Source organism: Streptomyces sp. N35 (assembly GCF_016464295.1).
Taxonomy (GTDB): domain Bacteria; phylum Actinomycetota; class Actinomycetes; order Streptomycetales; family Streptomycetaceae; genus Streptomyces.
Genome location: NZ_JAEIMH010000017.1, coordinates 95,956 through 113,027 on the forward strand (window position 1 = coordinate 95,956; position 17,072 = coordinate 113,027).

At 68.0% G+C, this 17,072-nt stretch carries 11 protein-coding genes and 1 pseudogene; all 12 read left to right on the forward strand.

What is annotated here, in order from left to right; genetic code table 11:
- Positions 1 to 105 precede the first annotated feature (105 nt).
- The gene (locus tag JAO81_RS12465; protein ID WP_199547877.1) at positions 106 to 7,149 is read left to right on the forward strand and encodes a DEAD/DEAH box helicase; all 7,044 of its coding nucleotides are present in this window, start codon (positions 106 to 108) and stop codon (positions 7,147 to 7,149) included.
- Positions 7,146 to 9,500: a UvrD-helicase domain-containing protein gene (locus tag JAO81_RS12470; RefSeq protein ID WP_199547878.1), complete on the forward strand. Its 2,355-nt coding sequence runs from the start codon at positions 7,146 to 7,148 to the stop codon at positions 9,498 to 9,500. Before JAO81_RS12465 ends, JAO81_RS12470 begins: the two co-directional genes overlap by 4 nt.
- A gap of 150 nt (positions 9,501 to 9,650) precedes the next feature.
- A complete protein-coding gene (locus JAO81_RS12475; protein WP_199547879.1) occupies positions 9,651 to 10,451 on the forward strand; it encodes a hypothetical protein in 801 nt (266 codons plus the stop codon).
- 32 nt (positions 10,452 to 10,483) lie between these two features.
- Positions 10,484 to 10,780, forward strand: coding sequence for a hypothetical protein (locus tag JAO81_RS42410; protein ID WP_233415264.1), 297 nt, complete (start codon positions 10,484 to 10,486; stop codon positions 10,778 to 10,780).
- Between the two features lie 80 nt (positions 10,781 to 10,860).
- The gene (locus JAO81_RS42415) at positions 10,861 to 11,382 is read left to right on the forward strand and encodes a phosphotransferase family protein (protein ID WP_233415265.1); all 522 of its coding nucleotides are present in this window, start codon (positions 10,861 to 10,863) and stop codon (positions 11,380 to 11,382) included.
- Positions 11,383 to 11,550: 168 nt separating this feature from the next.
- On the forward strand, positions 11,551 to 11,883 hold the full coding sequence (locus JAO81_RS12485) for a hypothetical protein (RefSeq protein WP_199547880.1): 333 nt from the start codon (positions 11,551 to 11,553) through the stop codon (positions 11,881 to 11,883).
- Between the two features lie 17 nt (positions 11,884 to 11,900).
- Positions 11,901 to 12,212 carry a pore-forming ESAT-6 family protein gene (locus JAO81_RS12490; protein WP_199547881.1) on the forward strand — a complete coding sequence of 104 codons (312 nt, stop codon included), beginning with the start codon at positions 11,901 to 11,903 and terminating at the stop codon, positions 12,210 to 12,212.
- 83 nt (positions 12,213 to 12,295) lie between these two features.
- A complete protein-coding gene (locus tag JAO81_RS12495; RefSeq protein ID WP_199547882.1) occupies positions 12,296 to 12,721 on the forward strand; it encodes a DUF6507 family protein in 426 nt (141 codons plus the stop codon).
- Positions 12,718 to 15,465 carry a hypothetical protein gene (locus JAO81_RS12500; protein ID WP_199547883.1) on the forward strand — a complete coding sequence of 916 codons (2,748 nt, stop codon included), beginning with the start codon at positions 12,718 to 12,720 and terminating at the stop codon, positions 15,463 to 15,465. The genes JAO81_RS12495 and JAO81_RS12500 overlap by 4 nt, the downstream gene beginning before the upstream one ends.
- Positions 15,466 to 15,478: 13 nt before the next feature.
- Entirely contained in the window at positions 15,479 to 16,363 is an 885-nt protein-coding gene (locus tag JAO81_RS12505) for an immunity 49 family protein (protein ID WP_307813320.1), read from the forward strand.
- 38 nt (positions 16,364 to 16,401) lie between these two features.
- Positions 16,402 to 16,566, forward strand: coding sequence for a hypothetical protein (locus JAO81_RS12510; RefSeq protein ID WP_199547884.1), 165 nt, complete (start codon positions 16,402 to 16,404; stop codon positions 16,564 to 16,566).
- A gap of 39 nt (positions 16,567 to 16,605) precedes the next feature.
- A pseudogene (locus JAO81_RS42420) lies at positions 16,606 to 17,072 on the forward strand (hypothetical protein); the annotation flags it as partial.

Sequence of the window (17,072 nt, forward strand, 5' to 3'; positions counted from 1 at the left end):
ATGAGCATTCGGATCCGTAAGTCGCACGTCAGTACCGCGCATTACGATCAACAGTGATTGGCCGGGCCTGCCCGGTACGGGGTTACGGAGGAGTGGAACCGCGTCATGAGACCCACACTTGCCGCGCAGGCGCTGCGTGAGACGACCGTCGAGTACTTGACGACGACGTTCGCGCTGGCCGAGCCCGACACTCAGGACGCGCTCACCGACTTCCTCACCGACCCCGCCGATGGACTGTTCCGGGGCCCGTATCTGCGTATCCGACGGCCCTTCCGGCCGGCGGCCGACGGATGGCAGCGGCACCTGGACTGGTGGAAGGAGGGCTGGTGGCCGTACGCACACCAGGCGGAGGCGTTCGAGCGGCTCAGTAGTAAGGGCGGGCACACGCCGCTGCCCACTCTGGTCACCACGGGTACCGGGTCGGGTAAGACCGAGTCGTTCCTGGTGCCGGTCATGGATCACTGCCGTCGTGCCAAGGCCGCGGGTCGGTCTGGAATCAAGGCGGTGCTGCTGTATCCGATGAACGCGCTGGCCGGCGACCAGGCGGACCGCATCGGTGACCTGTTGCAGGACACGCGGCTCCGCGACGTCACCGCCGGTCTGTACATCGGGGAGGCGAACGCGTCGCGGGGCGCGTCGCCGTACAAGCGCGTGACGGTGGACCGTGCGGAGATCCGCCGTAACCCGCCGGACATCCTCATCACCAACTACAAGATGCTGGACCTGCTGCTGCAGCGTCAGCACGACGCTCCGCTGTGGCAGGACGCCGAGCTCGCGTACATCGTGATCGACGAGTTCCACACGTACGACGGTGCGCAGGGAACCGATGTGGCGATGCTGCTGAGGCGTCTCGCCTCGGTGGTGGGCGCGGCCGAGCCCGGTCGCCCGCTCGGCTCGATCTGCCCCGTCGCCACGTCGGCGACCCTTGGGGAGGCGGCGAACACCCAGGGTTCCGAATCTGTGCCGGGTTCCGCCCGGCCGATGCTGGACGTCGCCTCGCAGGTGTTCGGTGTGCGGTTCCCCGACGACTCGGCCATCGGGGAGGACCGCCGTGATCTGAACTCCTTCCTCAAGGAGATCGACTACTCCCTGCCTGTGCCGTCCCCCGGGGAACTCGAGGCCCTGCCTGACCCGTCGCGAGTGAAGGGTGGCCTGGACGCCATTGCCCGAGCAATGGTCGGGTGCGACACCGCCGACGCACGCGAGCTGGGGAAGCGACTGCTGCAGCATCCGATCACCCACGCTCTGCTGCGCGCGGAGGTGGACTCGCCCCTCACCGCTGTGGAGGCGCTGTCCTCGTTCGGCGAGGACTCCGCATGGCGGGGCGCCGCCACGCGCGACCCGCAGCAGGCTGCCACCGCTCTCGCCCGGTTCGTCGCGCTGATCTCGGTGGCCAGGGACCCGGAGGCCCCGGTCGGCGAGGACCGACCGTTGCTGCTCATCGAGACTCATATGTGGCTGCGGGCGTTGTCGCGCGTCCTGCGGTTCGTCGCCCCGGAGCCGGTGTTCTCCTGGCCCGACGACGAGCAGGTCGCCTATCCCGGTGTGGCCGTTGGCGCGGGACGGCCCAAGGACAAGGATCCGGTGGTGCTCGCTGGCCAGGAGGAACGGCGTAGGCGTGTCGCCGGAGCAGGGCGGCTGCCCTCGGTGTACTGCCGTGACTGTGGGCGCTCGGGCTGGAGCGCGATCTCTCCGGAGCGCGGACCGGAAGCGTTGGTCTCCTCGCCGGACGAGATCTACCGCCGCAGTGTGGCGGGCGGCGCGAGCAAGGCGCGGGTGCGCGCGTACATCGCGGCCACCCCCGCAGAGGCCGCCGAACAGGCGCGCGCGATTCTGGAACAAAGGTCCCGGCGAGGGCGCCGAGGTGCGAGCCACGACGCGACGGTGCTCGTTCTGGAAACGAACGGTGAGCGGCTGCGGCGTATAGACCCCGACGAGGTTCTGCTCGACGGGGGCCGGATCGCGCCCGCCCCGGAGAACGGGGTGTACGTACGAGCGTGGTTCGACAATCCCGAAGCAGATGCGTACACGCGTGAGGACCGTTGCCCTGCCTGTGGTCAGGCGCAGGGCATCCGCTTCCTCGGTGCCGGTGTGGCCCCGCTCGCGTCGGTTGTCGTCACCCAGCTGTTCACCGGCGGTGAGTTGCCCAAGGAGGACGAGAAGGGCAACGACCGGCGCCGTACGCTGCTGTTCAATGACTCGGTGCAGGACGCCGCCCATCGTGCGGGGTTCGTGGGGAGCCGCGCCTGGAAGTTCTCGCTGCGCTCGCTCATCCACGAGCAGCTGGCCTTGAGGGCAGCCACCGAACCGGAGTTCGCAGCGTCCGGGGTTCCGCTCAACGAACTGATCGCCTCGCTGGTGAGCCGGGCGGCCGTCCCCGAGGAGCGGCTTCTCGCTTCGGTCATTCCGCCGGATCTGCACGATGTGGATCGAGTCGCACGGCTTCTCGACGGCAAGAAGCGGTTGCCCAGGGGAACTTGGCCGCTGGTTGGTGAGCGTCTCGCGTTCAACACCATCCTTGAGTTCGGCCTGTACTCGCGCATGGGCCGCACTCTGGAGCTGACACGTACGGTCGCGGCCGAGGTCTGGCTCGACAACGCGGAGCGCGCGACCCAGACCGCTGAGGCACTCTACGGTGCCCATCTGAGCCGCCAGTTGGCCGAGGACCCGGCTCAGAAGCCGAGGGATGCCGGCGCTGCGCACTCGCTGCCGGCTGAAGGACCCGAGCAGCAGCGCAGGTTCGAGGGGTTCGTACGCGGTCTGCTGGAACATCTGCGGCAGACCGGCGGCATCCGCCATAACTGGCTGGGGCGCTACATCGACGATGAGGGTCGCAGCCGCTTCCCCGTCTGGACCGGTCGGGAGGAGGGCATGCCGGCGTTCGGCAGGAATTCCGACGCGCCTTCATTCCTGCTCGTCGGGGCCCGCTCAGGGCGGACCGACTTCGACAGGGCCGACTCCAAGGACAGTTGGTACGCGGACTGGGTACACCGGTGTCTCGGGCTCGATCATGGGGCGGCTGCCGAGTACCTCGCCGAGCTAGTCCCACTCCTGGCAGGCAACGACCTCAAGGCTCTCGCGTACCGGCGTACCGGAGAGGCACAACGAGGCGGGAAAGGCGCCCCTGGCGTGTACGGGCTGACTCCCGGACACATCCGGGTTCGGCCCCTGGCCGACAACCAGATCGGTGCCGCCGCGCTGACCTGCCCCGAGTGCGGGTGGACCCAGACGGTGCACCCTGACCGGGTTCCGGTCTGGAAGAACCTGCCGTGCCCACTGAAGCGGTGCGAGGGCGCGCTCACCGTGCCCTCCAGGACTGCAGAGGGTCGTGCGGGCCGAGACCACCGTTTCGACTACTACCGGCGACTCTACCGCGAGAGCGGACCGTACAGCGTGGTCGCCACCGAGCACACCGGTGTCCTGACCCGCAAGGAGCGTGAGGCGGTCGAGAAAGGGTTCCGTCAGGGTGTCCGGCACACCGATCCCAATGTTCTGTCCTGCACCCCGACCCTGGAACTGGGTATCGACATCGGGCAGTTGGAGGCCGTGATCCTCGGTTCGCTGCCGCCGTCCACCGCCGGGTACGTACAGCGGGTCGGCCGCGCGGGCCGCAGCACGGGCAACGCGCTTATGGTGAGCATCGCCGACACCAGCCCGCGTGCCCTCTACCACCTCGCCGAGCCGCGCCAGTTGATCGACGGGCCCATCCTGCCGCCGGGCTGCTTCCTGTCCGCGGTCGAACTGCTGCGCCGCCAGTACACCGCCCACCTCATCGACTTGGCCGCCCGCGGCAAGCTGGAGGGTGTTCTGCCGTTGCCGGACCGGGTGACGGCCCTGTTCGGGCGGACCGGATGGCTGAAGAACTTCAGCCGTGCGGTCAGCGGACGTATGGACCTGGTGGAGGAATTCCTCGGCTTCTTCCCGGAGATCGACGGCGTTCCGGACTCCGGTGTCTCCCGAGAGGCGCGCAAGCTACTGCGCAAGTACGCCGCCTCCGTCCTCGCTAAGAAGCTTGCCGAAGCCGAGGACGCCTGGGAGGCGGAGCGCACCGGCCTGCTCGAGCGCCGCGAGACGATCAACAGGGCGGCAGACACGTTGCAGGAGAACGTCGAGGACGAGGCCCGCGAGAAGCGCAACCTGGAGCGCGAGGCCGCCGCCGTGAGCAAGCAGATCAGCGCCCTCGGGCAGTCCAGCGCCCAGTCCTTCCTAGTCGGGCAGGGGCTGCTGCCGAACTACAGCCTGGTCGAAGATGGGGTGCGCCTGGAGGCGACCCTCACCCGCAAGGAGCCCCCTCGCGCCCGCCGCGGCGGCGACGACGCCGCTGCGCCCAAGACCCGTTGGCGCGCCGAACCCAGAACCTACGAGCGGCCCGCCGAGGCCGCGCTGAGTGAACTCGCCCCGGGGAACACCTACTACGTCAAGGGCTACCGCCACGAGATCGACGGCTTCGACCTCGGTCCACGCGCCGATCACAGCGACGACGGGACTCCCCTTGCACTGCAGGTATGGCGGGTCTGTCAGGACTGCGGGCACGTCCGCACCGAGGCGGCGGAGAGTGACACCTCGGCTTGCCCACGCTGCGGCGGCACCGGGATCGGTGGCCGCTCGGCGCTGCACACCGTGCTCGTGCCCCGCAAGGTCACCTCGCGGGACAAGCAGGACGACGCGCGCATCATCGACGACCACGACACCCGTAGAAACCGCGTCTACACCATCGCCACCGCCGTCGACATCGCCCCAGCCGCGATCAAGGACACGTGGCGGCACGCCAAGACCACCTTCGGCGTGGACCACGTCCACGAGGCCGTCATCAGGCGTTTCAACCTCGGCCCCGCCAAGTACGGCAGGCGCGCGGACACGGCCTTCGCCGGCAAGACGGTCGCCATCACGCACTTCACTCTCTGCCCGACCTGCGGGGGTGCCACCGACCGCGAGCCGGGAAACGGCCCCGTACAAGAATCCCTGACCGAATCCCTGGCCGGGCGGCCCGAGTTGGCGCACCACCGGCCCTGGTGCGGCACACGCCGCCGTGACCGGCCCGAGCAGCCGGACGACCGACAGATCATCACCGCCACCGAGCACAGGACCGAGGCGCTGCGCATCCTGCTGCCCGCGGCGACCCTCCAGGTCGAGGAGCGCCTCGCGTCGTTCTCCGCCGCCCTGCACTTGGGCATCGCCCTACGCTACGGCGGCGACCCGGCCCACATCAGGTCCACCACAAGCACCGAACCCGACCGTGAAACCGACCTGACCCGGCACTATCTCGTGCTGTACGACGCGTTGGCCGGCGGCACGGGATACCTTCAGCGCCTCGTCGACCAGAACGGCGAGGAGCTCCGTGCGGTGCTCGCTGCCGCCCAGGACGAACTCCGTAGCTGCCCGTGCGGCCCAGGAACGCGCCGCGCCTGCCACCTTTGCCTGCTCGGCCACGCACCACAGCGCGACTACAGGTTCCTCGACCGCCAGGAGGCCCTGTGGATGCTCGACGAACTCCTCGGCGCCGACGGACGCAGCGGCTGGGACGTCGTCAATCCCCGTAAGAACGGCAAGGACCGGGCGAACGAGGCGAGCGACCCAGACCGGTTCGCCGAACAGGCAGAGAGCGACCTCGAACTGCGTTTCATCCGCGCCTTCGACCGCTGGCTGAAACTGCCGGACAGCCAGGCCACGAACACGCACGAGGAGACGCCGACAGGCCGCCTCGGCAAGCAGTTCGCGCTGCGCCGCGGTGACGGCACCGAGGTCCGCTGGGAGCTGGTCGCTCAGAAGTACCTACCCGAGCACGCTACCCGGCCCGACCTGCTCTTCAGGCCGATCGCCGGGGACACCACGGAGGCTGGCGCACCCCCGTTGTCCGTCGCTGTGTATCTCGACGGCTACCGCTGGCACGCCTCCTCACGCAAGAACCGGATCGCCGACGACGCCGCCAAGCGGGCCCGGCTGCGGGCCGAGGGCACCCTGGTCTGGCAGATCACCTGGGACGACGTCATGGCCTGGGAAACCACCCTCGTGCAAGGGCCAGGGCCGGACGCGGACAGCCCAGACGCCCCGCCGAACCCGCTCGCCACAGTCGTCGCCGGGCCCGCAGCCGACGCGGCCTGGCCGCCATACGCCGTCACCGGGGAGAGGAGTCCCGGGGGAAAGGTCCGCGCCCAGTGGCAGGCCAAGAAGCGCGACCCTCGCGACATGGACACACTGCTATTCGCCGGTGCGATCCCTTCGCTCCTCGGCTTCCTGCGGGTGCCGGACCTGGCCCGCTGGCAGGACCTTGCCGTCCACGCGGTGGGCGGGCTCCTGCCCGGTAACCCGCACACCACCGCCACCGACGCATCGCCCGCCGAGGTGGCGGACTGGACCGAGGCCGTACTCCGTGGGGAACCAGCGCCCACTCCCACCGGCCGCGGTGTGAAACTCATTAGCACCAAAGATGCCTCCGGCCTGCCCCTCACGCTGATCGTGGACGTCGCGGGCGGCGCCCGATGGAGCGCCCTCACCGTTCTGGACGACCGGGACGAAGCCGTGCGGGGAGACAGTCCGGCACACCGCCGCCGCTGGAAGGCGTGGCTGTGCTGGGGAAACATCCTCCAGTTCCTGGACCCGACCGGAATCGGCCGAGCGGACGGCCTGCCGCTCGCCCGCAGTGCCCTCGACTCCTTCGATGCCGGACTGCTCGCCGCGGCGGCCGGCGCTGCCACCGGGATCCTGCCCGCACTGCGCGAGGAGCGCCCCGGCACCGGCCTCGCGGCCCAGGAGCCCGCCATCGAGGAACGGGCCCAGCAGGTACGCCCGCAGGACGCCGGCCCCACCCCGGTCGAAGTGAGGCTGTGGGAGCTGGTCTTCGAGCAGCTCGCGTACGTGGGCGATCCCGCCGTCGACGGGCTTGCCCGCCGCCTCGCCGAGCATGGCGACATTCCGGCCGCGCAGGCTGGCTACGACGTGGACGGGATCCCAAGGCCGGTCGAACTCGCCTGGCCCGACCAAAGGATCGGGATCGTGCTGGCCGAGGACTTCGCCGACAGCGAGTTCATGCGCAGCTGCCGGGCATCCGGCTGGACTGTGCGTACTCCAGGCGATTGGTCACCCGACGAGATCGCGGCGATTCTGCACGAAGGAGCAGCGTCCACAGCCGGCGAGGAGGCAGCGCGGTGAGCGGAATCAGGACCCAGGTCACGGTCTCTCCGCAGGCAGGACAGGACATCCGGCGGTTCGGCAGCGGCGCCAAGGACGCGCTCGGCGACTTCGTACGCCGACTGCGCGCCGACCGGACCAACCGTTCCCTGCGGCTGCGCGCGCTCCGCGAGGCGGGAGACAACGGACAGCTGTTCACAGCGGCGCTCGACGGCGACCGGATGGTTCTGCTCCTGGAGACCGAGCAGAACCGCTTTGGTGTCCTCGCGCTGCGTGAAGGCCCCCAGGCCCACGAGGAGCTCGCTCGACTGACCGTCGAGGTCAACCGTGTGTCCGGCGGCATCGAGCTCGTCGACCAGGCCGAAGTGAGCGCGAACGTCGTCACGCTCCCTGAGCGATCGGCCGAAGCGCCGCCAGCGGACGAGGCGGCGGGACAGGCAGATGACACCCCATCCGTGCCGACCCTGCGGCTGCTCCCCCCGCTCTTCGGGCGCTACGACGACGAGACACTAATCAACCTGGGCGTCATCGCCCCGCTGCTGCCTGCGGTGAAACGGCTCACCACCGAGGGCCAGCTACTCGCTCTCGTCGAGCGCAACATCCCCGAGCTAACCAAAGACATCCTGCTTGCCCTCCACGGCGGCATGGAACCAGACGACGTACAACTGCACATCACCGATCAGTGGCAGGCCGGCGAGCAGGTCGACCAGGGCGACTGGGCCCGTGCAGCCCGCCGCCCTGTCTCACAGGTGAGCACCGAGGACGCGGCTGTCCTGGACGCGCTCGGGCAGAACTTCGACGCGTGGCGGCTCTTCCTCCACCCCGAACAACAACGCCTCGCCACCACGGAGTTCAAGGGGTCCGCCAAGGTCACCGGGGGCCCGGGCACAGGTAAGACCGTCGTGGCCCTGCATCGCATGCGATACCTGGTGGACCGCCTGCCTCGAGGACACGGCAAGGCGGTGCTCCTCACCACGTTCAACACCAACCTCGCCGCGGACCTTACGGACCGGCTGCGCCAACTCGGCGGTCCCGACCTGCTGAACCGCGTGGACATCAAGTCGGTCGACCTCCTCGCTCGCGAAGTGATCGAGCAGCAACCGGGAGCCGACATCGGTCGACCGATCGACGACACGGCCGCGCTCCAGCTCTGGCACACGGTGTGCACCGAACTCGGCGAGTACGAGTTCGACGCCGAGTTCCTCGACTCCGAGTGGAAGCACGTCGTCCTCGCGCAGGGATGCGGCAGCGTCGGCCAGTACCTGCGCGCCGCCCGTCCAGGCCGCAAGGTTATCCAGCGGCCCCAACGCCTTCGCGTATGGCAGCTCGTCGAGGCGTACGTCGCCAAACTCGCCGAACCGCCCCGGCGGATCACCTATGCCCAGATCGCCGACCGGGCGGCCCACCTCGAAGAGCAGCGTATGTCCCGTGTCACCGCCCAAGCCCAGTACAAGGAGGAGCACGGCGGCATCGACCTCATCCACCGCGAGGCAGGTAGCGGAATGTGGCTCAAGCCCCGCTACCAGCACATCGTCGTCGACGAGGCCCAGGACCTGTCCGCCTCCCACTGGAGGATGCTGCGCGCCATGGTCGCCCCAGGCGCAAACGACATCTTCCTCGTGGGCGACGCCCACCAGCGCATCTACGCCCATCAAGTCGTGCTCGGCAGGCTGGGCATCAGGACTCCGGGTCGAAGTTCCCGTCGGCTCACCCTGAACTACCGCACCACGCGCCAGATCCTCGGCAGCGCGCATGGCCTCATCGAGGGGGAGGCCTTCGACGACCTCGACGATGGCCACGACAGCCTGGACGGCTACCGTTCAGTGCTCTCCGGCCTCGCACCGCAGTTCTACCGGGCACCCGACTGGGAGACCGAGATGCGGGCCGTCGCAACACTCATCAAACAGCGGCACGACGAGCATGGCACCCCGTACGAAGCCATGGCCGTCAGCGTGCCGGACGGCAGCGCGGCGACGCAGATGGCCGTGACCCTGGCCCGCGATCCCTTTCGGATTCCCGTGTCGGAACTCGGCAAGGACGGGCCACGCAGTCCGGCAGGCGTACGCATCGGCACCATGTACCGCTTCAAAGGGCTGGAGTTCCAGCGCGTGTTCCTTACGAGCGTCAGCGAGGGGCAGGTGCCTCGTCAGCGATTGGAGTCGTGCCGGATTAGTGACCCGAAGAGGTATGCCCAGGAACTTCAGCGGTCGCGCTCGCTCCTCTTCGTCGCGGCTACCCGCGCCCGCGACGAGCTGGTCGTCACCTGGAATGGAAGGGCGAGTCGGTTCCTGCCGAGGGACGCGGACAGCAAAGCGAGGAGCGCGACCGAGCTTTTGTCTGGCGGAGGGTCGGCAGCAGTGTCGGTGGCCTGAACCCGCCGCTGTCGACAAGCGCTGCGGCGTCAGTGCAGCCGGCACCGTGTCCTCGGCCCAACTCGATCTACTGGAAGAAAGGTTGCTGTACCACCGACGCCGCTGCGTCTCCTGGCCTGCAGAGGGGATTTCCCGGATCTGATCGCCGACATGCAGGACGTACGTCTCCTCGCCGAGGAGCGCCAACCCGCCACCGCCCAGCGCCGCTTGTCACGCATGACCGCACTGCTCGCCACGCTGATCGCGGACGCGCTGATGAAGCTCGGCCAGTTGCGAGCAGCTTGCGCCTGGTACGCGACCGCCCGCTCGGCCGCTGACGACTGCGCGGAGCCGGAGGTGCGCGCCCGGGTGCGGGTCCAGGCGGCCATACTGCCGTACTACTACGGTCCGTTGGACTCCGCGATCCACCTGGCGCGCGATGCCCAAGACCTCATGGACGGCCTCCATGCCAGTGACGCCGCCTCCTTCGCGGCCATCGCCCACGCTCGTGCACTAGCCCGCCGCGGCGACGTGCGCGGCGCGGAAACGGCACTGCACACGGCACACAACCTGTTCGCCCAGATCAACCCGACCCCGATGACCGACGCGTTGGCCTTCCCGACCCGGCGCATGCTGCTGTACACCAGCGGCACCTTCACCTCTCTCGGCCGCACGCGCCAGGCCCGCCAAGCGCAGCGAGAAGCCCTGGCCTTCTACCTGGCCCGTGGAGCAGGTAGCGACCCGGCGCTGCTGCACCTGGAGGAGGCGCTCTGCCTCATCAAGGAGCACGCTCTGACCGATGCGTGCCAGCTCGCCGGCACCACCTACCTGGCGCTTCCACCCGACCAACGCACCCGCATCATCACCGCCCGGGTGCACCACGTCGTCGACGCACTGCCCGTACGGATGCGGCGGTGCCGCGCGGCTCGCGAACTCGGCGAGATCCTGGCCCTGCCCAAGCCGCGTACGTGACAGATCCGTTGTACGTCCGTCAGCCTGGCGCCATGACGGCTACGCGCCCCGGCGGATTTCTCCCCTCCGAGCTCCATGCCGTATTGGAGTGCGCCTGCGCGGCCGTGGGACTGGATCATCGCGATGCCATGCTCGTGCGCGGACAGACGAACGCCGTCTTCCGGCTTCCTGCCGAATCGGCCTGGGCCAAGATCGCTCGCTTCGGCACGCCCGCCGAACGCGTTGAGCAGAAGGTGCGGCTCGTCCGCTGGCTCATGGACGCGGGCTTTCCACCGCCGCCCTCCACCCCGTCGGCGAACAACCGCTCGTGGTCAACGGCCATCCTGTAACGTTCTGGACGCACGTCGAACAGCCAGACCATCCTGTGTCAGCCGAGGTTCTCGCTGGCCCGCTCGCAACACTGCACGACATGCCCCAGCCGCCGATTCCGCTCCGCCGGCTGCACGCCTTGGGGGCGATTCGCACGTCGTTGGCCCATGCCTCGGCCCTCCCCGGTCCGGCTCTCGCCGCCCTGCAAGCGCGTGCGGATCAGATCGAAGCCGCGCTCGATGAGGTGTCGTACGAGCTTCCCGAGGCGGTCCTGCACGGCGACCCCCAACACGGGAACGCTCTGCACCACGCACGTGGCGCCGTCCTGTGCGACTGGGACAGCGCTGCGCTCGGCCCGCCAGAGTGGGACCTGGTCACCGTCGAGGTCCACTGTCGACGCTTCGGCTACGAGCCGGCCGACTATGCGCGATTCGCAGCCCATTACGGCTGGGACGTCTCGAAGTGGGATGGCCACCCCGCACTTCGGGACCTCCGCGAACTGCGGATGATCTCTACGAATTCCCGCAAAGCATCCCACTCACTGCGAACACTGCCAGAGGTACTGCGCCGGATCGAAGTACTACATGACGCGCGGGGCGTAGGGGGCTGGAGCATCCTCTGATTCCCGCCTGTCAGAGGGTTGGGATTTTGACTCGAATCACATTGCTTTCGCAAGGGTTTTCGGGCAAGGATGATCGATACTTGTGTTTCGTGCGTGACGTCAGTGCAGCACGAGTTCGCGGGCCGACCAGTGGCCCGCGCGGCGGTTCGAGTTACGGGGTGGTTGGTCTTGAAGTTCGACCTGGGTGCGTCCGTGTTGTCGAATCTGCGGTCGCAATCACAGGGTTCGAGTGATGATCTCGGGTCGTTGATCCATCAGTTGATCGCTGCAGCGCAGCCGTTGGAGGGCAAGTTCAACGGCAGCGGCAAGGCCGCATTCGACGCGTTTAAGAACAACTCGGACGAAATCACCGCGGCCCTGAACGGCGCGCTCTCCGCAATCCTGGGCGGCCAGTCCGGGATGGACTCTTCCTTCACCACGGGTGACACCGAGTCGGCGGACAACGCCCGCTCGAATATGGCCGCCGCGAACTTCGATGCCGCCCGCTTCGGCGGCCGCTGAGACCTGGGGGACTTCTTATGGCTGGGAATGCTGACCGTCGCTCGTACGACGTGGCCGCGTCCTCGGACGCACAGGGCAACATCCAGGGTGTCATCGCCCGCCTGGAGCAGGTGATCACGGACCGCGACCGGGCGGTGAAGGCGGCGATGGCCGACTTCCAGGCCGACGGTGTCTCCGACTCGTATCACGACAAGGAGCTGCGCTGGAACCGCGCCTCGAACGAGGTCCGCTCCATCATCCAGCTCCTGAAGACGACTCTGGAGAAGAACGACGGCACCGCGCAGCAGACCCTGTCGCGCGCGAAGTCCGCTGTCGACTCCATCGGCTGAAATGCCGACCTCCTGCAGACGTGCAGGAACGATTCGTCCGCGTGTGTGGCGCAAGTGAATTCAGTTCGGTACGGGGGTTGCTGATGACGCGCTGGGATATCCAGCCGCAGGGTGTGCAGGGGCAGTTGAAGCTGACCGCCGAGAAGGCGGGTGACGTGGAGAAGGCGCTGACCGCGCTACTCACGCACTTGCAGGAGGCAGCCCAGGCGGCCGGCACGGCGGTGCCGGGATCGCAGGCCGAGACGACGGTGCCGGGCAAGCGCGGTCCGGACAACTCGCCGCTCACGCAGAAGGCGTTGGGGCCGGTAGCTGCCGGAATCGGCGAGTTCTTCGACGGCAAGAAGAAGGATCTCAAGGACATCGCCGAACAGATCGAGGCGTCGATGACCGGCGCCGCTGTGGCTACCCGGGAGTACGTCGAAGGCGATCTGGAGACCGCGAAGGAGGCGCAGGACGCCGCCCGCGCGATGGACGTGGACACACTGCGGGGCCTGGCGGGTGGGAAGTGAGCGACAACGACGTCCCGGTCGATCCGGCCGAAGTTCCCGTTTTCACCGGCAACTTGGAAGTCCTCGACGCGAAGGTCAAGGCGCTGTACAAGGACGGCGAGAAGCTGTCCGACAAGGCCGGCGACGTGCATGTCACCTTCGGCGGGCTGTCCGCGTACTACGAGGCGCCCGAGGCGGAGCAGCTGTTCGCCTCCACGCTGCCGATGGTGGGCAAGGCCGACTCCCTGCACCTGGACGTGTCCGACGTCGCCAGCGCCTTGGGTACGTACTCCGAGACCGTCAACCCGCTGGCCGACCGCCTGGACAGCCTCAAGCGGGAGGCCGAGGCCTTCCGTGCGATGGCCGCCGCCGATCCGGACTGGCGCGAGGACGGCGACAAGGTCGACGAGAACAACAACCGGCGCACCGAGATCGCCAAGGTGTGGGGCGATTTCATGGCGGCCGAGGTCGCCTGCCAGAACGCGATCGTCGCCCTGGTCGGCGGCACCGGGCTGAAGATGAACGGCAAGCCCGGCCAGGAGGGCTACTACGGCTACACCGGCGATGTCCTGTCCCAGGCCGAGGAACTGCCCTGGGGCAAACCGGTCGAGGAATCCGTCCCGTGGTACCAGTCGTACGAGTACGGCGGGGACTTCGTCGTCGGCTTCGCCGTCGACGGGGTGTGGGGCACCATCAAGGGCCTGGGCACACTGCTCGGCTTCAGCGGTGGGGACGCAGCCGAGCAGGCGTGGATTGGCCTGGGAAAACTCGCCACCGGCCTCGCGGTGATGGCCCTGCCCGGCACCGGGGCAGCTGTGGCTGCCCTGCCCGACAGCAAGTTCAAGTCCTGGGTCAACGACTCCCAGAAAGCCGTCGTCGAAACCGGCAAGGCACTGATCGCGTACGACCAGTGGGACACCCAGCCCGGCCGCGCGGCGGGCGCCACCACCTTCAACGTCGTCACCACGGTCTTCACCGGCGGCGCCACCGGAGCCGCGGCAGGAGCCGGCAAGGCTGGGGCCATCGCCAAGACCCTCTCTCTGGCGGGCAAGGGCGCCAGGGTCGTCGACCCGATGACCTATGTCGTCAAGGGCGCAGGCCTGGGCATCTCCAAGATCGGGAACACCATCGCCGCCTTGCGCGGCATCGGCAACATCGCGATCCCACCGCTGCCGGAGAACGCCGTCATCCTCCCCGACGGCGCACGCCTACTGGACAACGGCAGCATCCACCTGCCGGACGGCACGCCTGTCCCCCGTGGCGCGATCGAACTACCTGACGGCAGGATCACCGCCCCCGAGGGCGCACCCGTCGTTCCCCGGGATGCCATCCCGGTCACCGTCAAGAGCGGCACCAAGACCATCGACGGCTTCCTCCTCAAAGACGGCCGCATCGTCGACGGCCGCATGAACACCATTCAGAAGGCCGACGCCGCACCGACTGACATCGTCGACCGGGCTGCCGCCCGGGCCGCCGGCGGTCCCCCCCCCCCATCCCCGGGCGGAACGCCCCAACTTGTCGGGGGCGGGGGCCGGGCCCGCGCGCCCCCGGGCGACGGCGTGCCCGGCGGCGCGGCCAGGATGGATCTGGAATCCCCCACTGGTCGCGGCGCCGGCTCGGGCGGTGGTGTGGCGGACAACGCCACCGGAGGCGGTACCCGCGCCGGCGGCGGCAGTGATGACCTGATCCGCGGCTCGTCCGGCGGGCACGAACCACCTATTGGTGGGCGGGGTACGGGACCGGGCGGCGGACCGCTCGACGACCTGGGTCGCGCGGGCGACGACACCAACCCACCCGTCCACAATGCGGACAATGGCGCAGGGGCAGGGGACAACGCTCCACAGGCTGCACGGGAGCGAACCCCGGAAGAGCAGAAGCAGATCATCGAGGAGCAGATCAGAAAGGCGAACGACCCGGACCAGTCCTGGTTCGAGAAGTTCTACCGCTCCGACGGCCACCGCCAGAGCATCAAGACCTTGGACGAGAACGGCAACGCACTGCCGATCCTGGCGAAGGACTCGAACGGCAACTGGATCCCCCGGGACTCCCTGCCATCGAAGCCGGGCGCCAAGAGCACGCTCGACCCCGGCAGTCCGTTCACGCGAGACTCTGTCCCGGACGGCGAGATCGGGCACCTCGACGACGCCGCCAAGAACCGCCATGTCGCCAACGCGCTCACTGATGCCGAGCGGGTGTTCAAGAAGGACTCCTCGGCCGAGAACCTGGCGGCGCTCAACAGGGCGCAGAACGACTTCGACGCGGCGATGCCGGGGCGGCCCAACAACAGCTCGATCGCCGAGGCCCTGGGCGAGCAGGCAGCAATGCGGCATGTCATTCCGCAGGCATTCCCGGACGCTCAGTGGATCGATCTACCGAAGACGCCCAACGGCGCGAACATGTTCGACCAGCTGTACAGGCTCGATGACGGCACACTGGTCATTGCCGAGGCCAAGGCTCCGCACTCGAATCCGATCTGGCGCAAGGGCGTCGGCCCAGGATCCGAAGGCTGGATGGTCCAGCAGGGGACCAGGCCCTACGTTCGAACGATCATCGCGGAGATGCGAAAGAACCCCGGGCTCATCGCCAAGGACAACTTGGGCAACACGATCCTGGACAGTGCGGGGCGACCTGTAACAAATCGGTCGATTGCACTGCAGCTCATGGATGCCCTGGATAACGGCAAACTGAAGTACGTCATGGTGAAGGCTGCGGAGAACCCGGGCACCTACGCTGGTGCGAAGCTGGAACACTTCGACATTGGCTAAGAGGAGAGAACCAGTGGTCACGCGCATCGCCCGCCACGGCTACCCGGCAAGCATCAACCCTGAGACCGACATCGATACGGCAGGGGGTCTTGATTCTCTCGCTGAGACCGTGGAGTGGGTGCTGGAGCGGATCGAGCGATCAGAACTCGCACGGGAAGAGGCATTGGACACGGCGCTGACCTTCGCCGATGCCCGATGCGAGGTGGACCCGGATGCCGAGCAGTTCGAGACCTGGGAAGCCTGGGTCACCGCAATGCAACTGGGCTCCGCATGGTTCAGGATGGCGACCGCCTCCGGCGCTGACACCGTGACGTGCCGGATCAAGGAGAAGGAGCGGTTCCTGCCCGCCACGGGACCTCAGCCCCATATCAACGCCAGCTCCTGGCTCACGGCCTTCTACCTCGCCCTGATCTGCCGCGAAAACGAGCGCCTCACTGAGCTGGCCCGAGTCCCCATCTCGCTGCTGCGCGAGTCGGGCGCGACGTTCGACGAATACATCTACTCCTGGGTGGAAACCCTCCAACGCTTCTGGCTCGGTCAGGAGGGTGTGAGTGACCACCTGGTCGCCGCCGTGGACGGCACCGACCAGGACTCGGCGCAGCACGTCGATCAGGAACTGATGAACTTCCTCCTGTCTCCGCCGATCATTCTGTTCTACCGGTACCTGCGCGGGGATCACGCCCAGTTCAACGAAGCCCTCGTGGACGCCGTCAAATGGCACAAGTCCTACTGGGCCGCGGAAGACGACCGAGCCATTAACAGTGATGGCTTTGTGGCTCTTGCCCCGCTGGCCATCGCCTGCCTGGCCCGTGACAAGGGCTTTCCCATCGAGCTGGAGTCCGAGTACCTGCCGAAAGCACTGCTCGAATACGCGTGGGCTGGTGAGATCCAGACCTGAGGTGCCGCATCGTCCGGCGCTGCAGCCTGAAGAGTGAAATGAGCGATATCCACGAACTACAGCTCTCCCTCGACCTTCCAGGCGACCTTCCCAATGAGGAACTGGGCCTGCTGCAGTGGCACCTGGGCGACGGCGGCGACGACTCTGCTGTCGAATCTCCCGACGAGTACCCGTTGTTGTCGTCATGCGGGGCACTGTCGTGATCTCGGCTCTTAGCCCTTCCGGCCGTCAACGCCGTCAAGTTGAATGAGGCCTACGACGGTATCCGCTTCCGCCTCGACCGGGCACGATTCCAGCCCCACCGGATCGCGGTAGACAACGCAGCCGCAGACGCGACCCGCACCGTTATCGCTGACTGTGACGCAAAGCTCGCCACCCGCCGCGCAGCCCTCGAAGCAGGCGCCGACCCAGCCCTCGTCACCCATGGGATGACTGAGACCCAAGCCCGACGTATCCACGCTGAAGCCGACCTGCGCACCGCCACCCGAAGCCAGGGATCCCACATGAGCCGGGATGAGATCACCAGGTTGGTCCGTTCCATCCGCGAGCTCGCCGCAGTGATCCAAAACGCAAAGCCAGCGGACAAAGCCGAGATCTACCAGGAGCTCGACCTCCGGCTCTCGTACGACGCCGGGAAGACGACAGTGCGGGCCGAGGTCCACCTCGACCCGTGCAGACAAAACCCCGCGGCTTCAAGAAGCCGCGGGGT